Genomic DNA, 9411 nt, shown 5'->3' on the forward strand with positions numbered 1-9411 from the left:
ACACATGACGGTGATCTTCACGCAAGCGTCAACCATGGAGATCACCACCAGCACATCACAGGATGCGACTGATCAGTTACCCAACACTTTCTCAGGCAGCAAGGCGTGAACGTAGCAAGTCCCGCCGGCCCGCGCGGACTCCAAGAGAACGCTCTGTGACACGCCGGGATCACGATCGAGAGGGATCGCCAGCCCGCTCTCGGTAGGTATCGAAGCACCCACGGCGCCGCCGTCTTCCTCATCTCCCAACAGAGCGGCCCCCTGCTGGAGGACGGTCACATCTGCCGTCTTGCCGTGGCCAAGAGCCCGAAGCCGTGTCAGGAGAGAAGCGCGCGGCGGGGCGTCCGACAGCACCTCGGCCCATCGTCGCCCCATGCGATGCCAGTCCTTTCCGGCGGTGTGCCACTCACCTTCCGCCAGGAGCCAGACAGCGAGCGCGCCGTCCAGCTCAGCGCGCTCTTGGGTGCTCAACGCCACGTAGCGAATGCGGCGGAGCAGCGAGCGGATGGTGAGCGCCTGCCACTGACCGAGAGCGTCCGAACATGACAACTTGACACGATTCTCCGGCCGGTCCCTGCGCAGCCACCAGAGGACGGCGGCCAACGGCTCACTGGTCACACCGTCCTCCGGCACGCCGGTCGTGACGACGAGGCGATACAGCATCGGAACGGGCCGCTGCCACTTCCCCCAGCCCAGGCCGGGAATGACGGTCTCAGCCGGATCCGCAGGGAGCAAACCCTGCAACGCCGCTGACGCAGCCTGAAGGGCCCTCCATTCGCTGGCGAACTCCATGAAGCCCTTCTCGCCGGCCTCCAGGGCCGCACCGACTGCCCTCAGCACCCTCTCGAGATCAGCGGCCGCATGGGCCACGGACAGAAAGGCGGCACCAGCCAGCCGTTCGGCTTCCTCACGGTGCCGAAGCCACTGGTCTCGGCTGCGGCCGCGACGTACAGGGTCGGGGACGCTCAGCTCGGCCTCGTACTCATCGAGGTACGCCCAGAGCGCATAGCGGGCCTCACGCTGGGCCTCCGCGCTCTCCTGCTCTGCTTGCAATGCCACCTGGCGTTCGCCGCCCGCAGGTCCCCCGGGGCCGCGCTGCGCAGACCAGATGCCGATCATGCGTGTCTCCCGCCGCGCACTCGGGTGCTGGGCCAGCCACCTCGCCGCCCGGCGCCGATCCGCCACGCTCAGCTCCCGAGCGGTCCGCCACCGAGCTGCACGCGCCTGTGCTGCCGCCATCACCTCCGAGTCCTCCCCGAACCGGTCCTGCGCCCAGCCGAATATGTCCTTGCTTTCGGCCCCCACGAAGCCTGCGACCTCCGCCGCCTCCTGACTGCTGCGCACTGCTTGCAGCAGGTAGAACTCGGCAGCCTGCCGCAGCTCAGGAGCCGCTTCGCATGCCGCGCGGAGGCGCTGGAATCCACGCGTGTAGTACGACAGCGAACGCACCCGCTCCGTCGTACTGGCACTCGGATCGGCGTAGAAGTTGTCCACGTGCCGGAGGAGGTCAATGAGTTCGGAAGCCTCGGCACGGAACTGGTCCCAGCCAGCGCCATCGGTCAAACCCGCGAGAGTCCGCACCGCACTGGACGGAAGATCCGGAAAGTAGGCCGCCCACTTTGCCGCGCCCGTCGACCACGAGGTAAGCGCAGCCCCCTCGGCCGACACTGACGTAGACTCCAGCAGCCGTGCCAACCACCTCCCCACCTCTGCACGAGGGTCGCGAGCACCCTTCGACTCCTGCCTGGCACCGCGACTTGACCCCTGCGCCAACGCCCGCGCCATCACCTTCCGGACTTCAACCGGAACAGCGCCATGCTCGTCGAGCTCTACCACGACCCCTCGAAGCCCCCTGCGCTCGCAGGCCAGCACCTGCGCCATGGCATCTGCGGCAACCGGTGTCACCCACTGAGCCTCCACCTCATCTGTGAGGGAGAGCCCCAGCACCGCGTAGTCCGGCGGCGGGGAGACGGTAGCGACATCGGGCAGGTTCATCAGGTCGGCACTCCTTGGGACATCGCATGGGCACACCGCTCGCGGCTGCGCGTCTTCACCCAGCCTGAGAACCCCGAGCCACGCTGTCTCCCCCGCCCGGTGAATACGTCGACTGCTCCCGCCAGGCGCAACAGAATCGACAAACGGGGCCCGCCGCACGGGAAGCCCCGATCAGACCGACCCACCAAGGACGGCCGAGAACCGAGGGCTGCACCAGCGTCCCGAAACACCCCGGGTGCCCGCCCCACGGGACCGATGACAAGACCCGGCCCGCCTCACGGGAAGCGAAGGCTCTCGCCCCCGCCAGCCCTTGTCTCAGCGCTCCGCACTCGCAGAGCGTGGCTTCTGGCCACTCCGCGATCACCAGGGGGCATGGTGTCCGACCACACTGCGAATCCGCCAACACCAAGTGCTGCACAACGCCTCCAAACAGCCGCACTGGAGCGCATCGTGGCTGCCCCCATGCCGGATGTCGCCATGAAGGAACTGATCGAGCAGGGCAAGGCGCACGCCCTCGCGGACTTCACCGGTGCCCCCGTCCACTACGCGGATCGCTGGTGGCGGTCCGAGGAAGGGCAGTGGTACGCCCTGGACGTAGCCGGAAGCAACCTTGTCGACGCGCAGGCCGAGCGCTGGCGCGCCGCACACACCATAGACCTGCCGACACTCCACAGCGAACCCAATCCGATGCCGAACGCCGCGCCTCACCAAGCAGTCGGAGAGTCGTGATGAACGCCCCGGACGTATCACGGCATGAGGCCCTCGTCGTCAACGCCCTACTTCAGGACCCCAGCTTCGTGACCTGGGGACTGACCAACCCCGCGACGCCGGGTGAACCCTGGGTCCAGCCGGCGGACTTCCGTACCCCCCTGCTCGGGGACATGTATGAGGTCATGCGCAACGCCGCACTGCAAGCGCCCAACGGATACCTATCCAAACCCCCGACAGTCGAGCTCTACCACGGACTCTGGAACCTCTACCAGGCAAGGGCAGCCCAAGGCGACCAAGCCGCACAAAGGCTCATCGCAGACCGGAACGCCTGGGAAGGCAGAGGCGGACTGTGGGAGTACATCAACCACCTTCAAGCACTCCAGCACGGACACCCCTCGACTGCTTACGAGCACGCCGTCGAGGTCTGGAACGCGAGCCCCCGCCAAGAGCCGCTGGCCCAAGCACCACCCGCACCAAGAGACGCCCAAGCCGACCTGCAAGCATGGGGCGCACTCTCAATCGTCGGCGCCGTAGTCCACAACCCGCGAAACGCTGAAGCCTTCCGCTACCAGCCTCAAGACCCGACGGCCTCACCGTACTGGCTCCAGGGCGAAGACTTCGACGATGAGTTCCTCAACGTAGCCTGGCAGGCGCTCGTCACCGGCCCCAACGCCGTCATCCACTCCGCCGCCGCACACGACCCATACCTCGTGGGCGACGAAAGGGTCATCACTCTGACCCGCATGACGGTCGACAACATGCAGGCCATCCTCGCGCAGCGGGCACCCACAGACCCCGCCGCGGCACAAGCCTTGAACGATCCCACCTTCCGAGGACGGGCCGAACTCCTCTTGCAGCAAGACCAGATCGCCTCCCTCGCACAATTTCCTCCCAACCAGATCGGCCGTCACGCCCGAGAACTCGTACTTGACCCCCACATCCGCAACTACGTCGCCCAACTCGGCGAACAGACCAACACTGATATCCGGACCGCAGGCCCAGTAGGCCAAGGCCTCCTCGCGGCCCTCGCCCGCTCCGTGGCAGCCCTACAGCGCCTGCGAGAGCGCACAAACGCCGCCGCAGCACCCACTTCCGCGCAGACCCAACGAGTACGAGTCACCCAGCCAGAAGCGGCGTACGCCTCCCCAGCGCGTGAGCGTGCCATCATCGACGGAGCGCTCCAGAACCCCGGTTTCATGCACACCGACCAGTACCGGGCGCTGCGCGGGGAAGACTTCACTGTCCCAGAACACCAAGCGCTCTTCGAGGCTATGCAGCGTCACCCCACCCCCTGGCACCCGCTCCTCCTGGTCCAAGAAGCCCACCTGACGAGCAGCACCTCGCAAGACCTGAACGGCGACCTGATGGTGCAGATCGCCTCCGCGGCCTATCCGGACGCGCCGCGCACCGCGATACAGACGGATGGAAGTCCGCAGGACCCGAGGGTCATGGCACAACAACTGGTCACCGTTACCCTGCGACGATCAGCCGAGCAAGCCAACACCGTAGTCACGAAGGCAGCTCACACCCCGCAACTGTCCACTGACGCCCTGCTGGGCATCGCAGCACAGCAGTACTCGCAGGCAGCTCAGTCGGCCCTTCGCTACAACCCGACTCCGGGCCAAGGACCCCGTCAACCGCAGCAGCCTCAGACCACGCAGTCGACCGGTCACTACGCCGGCGTTTGAGCCAGCTCCGTAAGCTCCAGCAGGAGCGTCTCCATGTGACCGCTCGGTCCGTCGGCAGCCCACAGTTGGAGCACCGTCGTGGACGTACCAGCTCAGCTAAGAGCGGCGCCTACCTCAGCTGCCCCGGATATCCGGGCTACCGCGCTGCTGGATGCGGCTGGTACAGGAGGGCGAGTGCTTTGGCGGCGACCTGGTCGGGGCTCAGCGTCGTAGTGTCGATCACTTCGGCCCGCTCGCCCAGCCAGGTCGCGTACGCCTGCTCGTAGTCGACCAGCCTGCGGCGTCGGAAGGCACGGACCTTCTCGCTGCGCTCCTCACTGTCGGGGAACTCCAAACTGCCCTCAATACGGGCACAGATAGTGTCCGAGTCGGCATGCAGGGGAATTTGGCGGACCTCGATGCCATCCTTGGCGAGGGAGCCGAAGATCTCGTCGGCGAATTCACGGCGTAGCAGCGTCATGGGGGCGATAACCAGGCCGCCGTGGGTGAAACGGTCCAGCTCGGCGCAGACGCCCGCGACCATGGTGCGCCACAGTCCTTCTGCCGGTTCGGGTGGTCACCGATGCTCTTGCGCAGCAGGAAGCCGATCTCTTCGGGATCAGTCATTAGGCTGGTGGGGAGCTGCTGGTGGAATTGCTCGGCAGTCGTGCTTTTGCCGCCGCCGAAGAGCCCGTTAAGAGCGTCCGCCAGTAGGCGTGAGGTGTGGTTATCGGATGCGGGGGCTGCGGGGGCGGGTGTCCCAGCGGGGGGTGCACCAGGCCCGTCGGATGAGGCTACGGACGGTGATGATGGCCGTGGCCAGGGCGAGGTAGAACTCGGTGCATGCGCGGCGTCGTTCGGTGTTGCGGCGGAGCTTGCCGAGGTTGTTCATCCACGAGCTCGTGCGCTCTACCACCCAGCGGCCGTCGGTCTGGATCGGGTCTTCGTTCCGCGCTTGGAGATGCGGCCGGTGATGCCGCTCGGCCAGGTCAGTGCGGACGGGCTGGTAGTCGTAGCCGGCGTCCAGGCTTAAGGCAGGGGCCTGCGGGGTGCGGTCGAGGCGGTCGGTCAACTCGGTGAACTCGTCGAGGGTTTCGGGGAGCAGTGTGTGGTCGCGGATGTTCGCGCCTGCGGGCACCGTGACCAAGGGTATCCCGTAACCGTGGGTCAGCTGGGAGTGCTTGGTGCCCTGCTTGCCCCGGTCCACCGGGGACTTCCCGGCGCACTGCCCGCCCGAGGGAGCCTTGGTGATGCACCCGTCCGCGGCCAGGTCCTCCAGTTCCAGACCCACCATCTGGTCGTGGGCCCGCAGTACCGCCAGGACCAGGTGGCCGATGACACCCGCGTCGATCCACTCGTCCCGTCGTCGGCGGATCGTGGTCGCCGAACACCCTTGGTCGGCGACCCGCTCGTAGCCCATCCCCGACACCAGCGCCATCACGAGCCGGTCGAACACGACCGCGTCTGCGATCCGCGGGTTGTGGCACCCGAGCGGGTGATCATCCACACGGCCCGGCAGCGGCGCGAGGAACTCCTCGCGGATCGGGTCGATGACGGACGCGGGCACGACGGGCACAGGCTTCTCCAGGGATCGCAGAGCAGGGACAACTCCATGATCGCCATACGGTGCCCCCTCACGCCCGGCTCCTGCCGCCTCACGCCCGGCTCATGCCGCATCCCGGCCCGCCTGAGGCCTGTGGGTTGAACGGTTCTCATCGAAGGTCGAAGGGGCCGACCAGGCGGGACGGACAGGTCGAGCGGAGCGAGCCAAGGGGCTTCCGCGAAAACCCGTTAGCGGACCACAGCGACCGCTGTTATGTTTCCGGAGGCCGTGCGAGAGAACGAGGAGGTGGTACCCGTGAACGCAGTATCGACATGGGTGCTCCTCTCCGGGGTCACGGAAGGGCGATAGGTCGTCGTCCGGGAGCGCCGTCTGTGAGCCTCCCGAAAGGCACGACCATGCACTTCACTTCTGAGCAACGCCTCGACAACGGCGTCCTCGAACGCGAATTCACCCTCGGTGAGATCCCCGGCATCCTGTGGACGCCCGCATCGGCATCCGCGTCCGCTCCGGCGCCGCTGATCCTGCTCAGCCCCCCTCCCCTCGGGCTGCGCAAGGTGTACCCCCGGCTGGTGGCCCGGGCCCGGCACTCCGCGTCGGACGGCTTCGCCACGGCCACCATCGAACTCCCCGGGGGCGGCGACCGGCCCCGCCTGCCCGCCGCCGAGCAAGCCCTTGCCGACCTGCGCCGGGCGATGGAGGCCGGAGAGCCGGTCAGCGACGAGATCATCGACGCCCTCATCCTCCCGCTGGTCGACAAGGCGGTCCCGGAATGGCAGACCACCCTGGACTCCCTCCTCGCACTGCCCGAGATCAGCGGCCCGGTCGGGTACTCGGGAGGAGTGATCTCCATCGGGACCCGGCTGGCGGTGGTCGAGCCGCGCATCTCGGCCGCCGTTCTGTTCGCCGGGAGTTTCGTGCCGCGCGCCATGGTCGAGGAGGCCCGCCAGGTCACCATTCCTCTGCACGTCCTGTTGCAGTGGGACGACGAAGGCAACGACCGGCAGGCAGCCCTGGACCTGTTCGACGCGTTCGGCTCCAAGGAGAAAACCCTGCACGCCAACATGGGCGGGCACACCGGCGTCCCTCAGCACGCCGGGGACGCCGCGGCCCAGTTCTTCACCCGGCACCTGAACTGAGACCGGGCCGTCAGACCCGCCGCAGACGGTAGGCACTGACGGCCAGGATGCTTACTCATCGAAGCAGCAGGCCCCGCCTTATGGCGGGGCCTGCGAGTAACGAACGAAGGCCGCGAACTTGGCCAGCTCGCCGTGAAGGACTTCGGTTTCTGGCTCGGCGCGCGGGGCGAGGAGATAGTGCGTCTGGCGTCCCACGGGAACTCCGACTGCCTGAGGACGCACCCTTGATGCTGCTCCCTTCCGGTCGTCTCCCGACCTACGACTGCCCACTCTCGCTGAGGAATCGCAGTGATGGAGTCTCGGGCATCCATTTCGCTGGTCACGCCCGCCCCGCGGGATCGCCCCTGTGTGCCACTCCGCCAGACGGGAGGAGAGGAAGGGCCAGCCCGCGTCACGGGATCCGTAGCTGCCAACCCCAGCGTCTCGGGGACAGTCATGACGGGAACTGCTCGCAGCTCTCAGCTGTGAGCTGACGCGCCCCGAGGGAGACGAGAGGGGAGACTATGACAGCCGCGAGGCCACGCCACGACTCTTCATGTCACTCCCATCTCGTCGAGGCCGAAGACGCCCAAGACCTGGCCTCTGAGAGAGTGACCCGATGGCTTGTGAATGGGGCTCTGGCGCATGGGCTCCCGCCGTGGTGGGACGGCCCACATCTCAAGATCCCGGTCACCTGGTCGGGTTCGACGCAGCGATTCCATGCCGATGCCGAGGCTGTCTTCCAGGACGCTGGCCTCAAGGAAGAGCAGGAGTATGCCGCCGCCACTCGGTGGTTGGAGTCGTGGGGCCCAGACTGGCGCGCGTTCGACGTAGGTGACTGGCAGGCTGCTGCCCGTCAGTGGCACCATGCGACCGGCCTGCCTATTCCCCGAACAGTGCAGGACCGGCTCTTTGAACGACACGGCCCGGAGTCTCTGAGCGCGACCAGAGAACTGGACGATCTACTTGAGGCAATGCAGCTTGTCAGCACGCGCTGGGATGGACAGGACCTCGTTGACCTGGCCGCCGTCACCCTCGCAGCCATGGACCATGGCGCACGCCCGCAGCTGCGCACCGCCGCGTTCGGCTACCTTGAGCAACTCGGCTCGGACCGTCGGCTGTACGGCTTCACAGAACCCATTCCCGCGGACGTAAGCGGAACAGCGCCTCAGGCACAGACCGACTCTTGGCTGATCTCAGCTATCGCTCTCTCCCAGCACGCCGGCGTCGATGCCCGAGAACAGGTGAAGATCGACAGCCTTCCCAAACTTACCCTCGCACCGACCGGCAGCCCACCTCTCGACGACGATGCCCATGATCTTGTCAAGGCGCGCTCCCTGGGATTGGCAGCGGCAGCGGGTCGCGTGATCAGGGCGCGTTTCGAACGAGATCCGAAGGCCGAGGCTCGGCTGACGGCTGTGGCACGCCGCCGCCTGGAGGACCTGGCCGGCACGCTGGAGGGGCGACGAACTGCGAGCTCAGTGCGTCGCTCGCCGACGACAGCCACGATGACCATCGTCAGCGAATTGATGTACGCCGCGCTGAAGGAAGAACACCTGGCGCACCTTGAACGGTACCCACGCCGAAGGATGAGTTCTGCAGGCGCGGCCTCGTCAGCGTGCGCAACCACCGCCCCGCGAACCATCGAGGCAGCGGGGGAGTCCCAGACATGAACAGCGATTACGACGGCGAGATCATCTACACCTTGTCCGGGGAGACCGAGACCCAGTCCCCTCTGGCAGCCGCCCAATGGTGGCTCCGAACAGATCGCCCTACCGGCCCTGCGCCAGCCCTCATGGCCGAGCAGAGACTTGAAAGGCCGCACGCCAACCTCACGATGCTCGCAGACCCACGAAGTCTGCTGGCCGTGGCCCGGATCGAGGCAGGCATCAACCCCTGCACCGACTGTGAAGGCACCGGAGAATCTGCACACAATGCGGGTGGAAGGGAAGAAGGAAGCACGAAGGACGAAGCGCAAGAGCACTGCGATGAATGTGCCGGACGGGGCTACACGGGCCCGGCCTCAGCCGACCATCCGCTCTTCCTCGCCGAGGCGGAATGGATCCTGGCCAGGCTCCCCGGGAGCGAAGTCCCCGACGAAGGACACTGGCAGCGAGCAGCCCGAGCCTGGACGCGCCTCGCGCAACCTGCACTACTGCCCGGTTTCGGAAGGGCTCGGGCACACGCTGGCAACTGGGAAGCCTCGCACGCATTCAGAGCCGAGCTCCAAGCGCTTGCTACGGCTAAGGCAGTCCCCACAGCAGTCTCGGTCGCACGCGGTCAGGAGCACCTCTTCGCGGACTGGGCAGTCGTGCAGGCCGCGGCCTCGCACGACATCGAGGCTGCAGCCCAGGCTGCG

7 protein-coding genes are annotated in these 9411 nt (G+C 66.9%); 4 read left to right on the plus strand and 3 right to left on the minus strand.

The window, feature by feature from the left end; genetic code table 11:
* Window positions 1-72: 72 nt before the first annotated feature.
* Window positions 73-1995: a hypothetical protein gene (locus ACFV88_RS33435; RefSeq protein ID WP_385495895.1), complete on the minus strand. Its 1923-nt coding sequence runs from the start codon at window positions 1993-1995 to the stop codon at window positions 73-75.
* Between the two features lie 450 nt (window positions 1996-2445).
* On the opposite strand from ACFV88_RS33435, the gene ACFV88_RS33440 reads away from it, so the two are divergent.
* On the plus strand, window positions 2446-2724 hold the full coding sequence (locus ACFV88_RS33440; protein WP_385495896.1) for a hypothetical protein: 279 nt from the start codon (window positions 2446-2448) through the stop codon (window positions 2722-2724).
* Window positions 2724-4394 carry a hypothetical protein gene (locus ACFV88_RS33445; RefSeq protein ID WP_385495897.1) on the plus strand — a complete coding sequence of 557 codons (1671 nt, stop codon included), beginning with the start codon at window positions 2724-2726 and terminating at the stop codon, window positions 4392-4394. The genes ACFV88_RS33440 and ACFV88_RS33445 overlap by 1 nt, the downstream gene beginning before the upstream one ends.
* A gap of 136 nt (window positions 4395-4530) precedes the next feature.
* Here the strand turns inward: ACFV88_RS33445 and ACFV88_RS33450 are convergent, their stop codons facing one another.
* Both ACFV88_RS33450 and ACFV88_RS33455 read right to left on the minus strand, forming a co-directional pair.
* The gene (locus tag ACFV88_RS33450) at window positions 4531-4917 is read right to left on the minus strand and encodes a hypothetical protein (protein WP_385495898.1); all 387 of its coding nucleotides are present in this window, start codon (window positions 4915-4917) and stop codon (window positions 4531-4533) included.
* Between the two features lie 183 nt (window positions 4918-5100).
* Window positions 5101-5949: a transposase gene (locus tag ACFV88_RS33455; protein WP_385495899.1), complete on the minus strand. Its 849-nt coding sequence runs from the start codon at window positions 5947-5949 to the stop codon at window positions 5101-5103.
* 383 nt (window positions 5950-6332) lie between these two features.
* Here ACFV88_RS33455 and ACFV88_RS33460 point away from each other — a divergent pair, with 383 nt between their 5' ends.
* Both ACFV88_RS33460 and ACFV88_RS33465 read left to right on the plus strand, forming a co-directional pair.
* Window positions 6333-7073, plus strand: coding sequence for an alpha/beta hydrolase (locus tag ACFV88_RS33460; protein WP_385495900.1), 741 nt, complete (start codon window positions 6333-6335; stop codon window positions 7071-7073).
* A gap of 590 nt (window positions 7074-7663) precedes the next feature.
* Complete coding sequence (locus ACFV88_RS33465) at window positions 7664-8725, plus strand: hypothetical protein (protein ID WP_385495901.1); 1062 nt, start codon at window positions 7664-7666, stop codon at window positions 8723-8725.
* Window positions 8726-9411: the final 686 nt, after the last annotated feature.

It is taken from the genome of Streptomyces sp. NPDC059816 (genome assembly GCF_042732055.1).
In the GTDB taxonomy this organism is placed as follows: domain Bacteria; phylum Actinomycetota; class Actinomycetes; order Streptomycetales; family Streptomycetaceae; genus Streptomyces.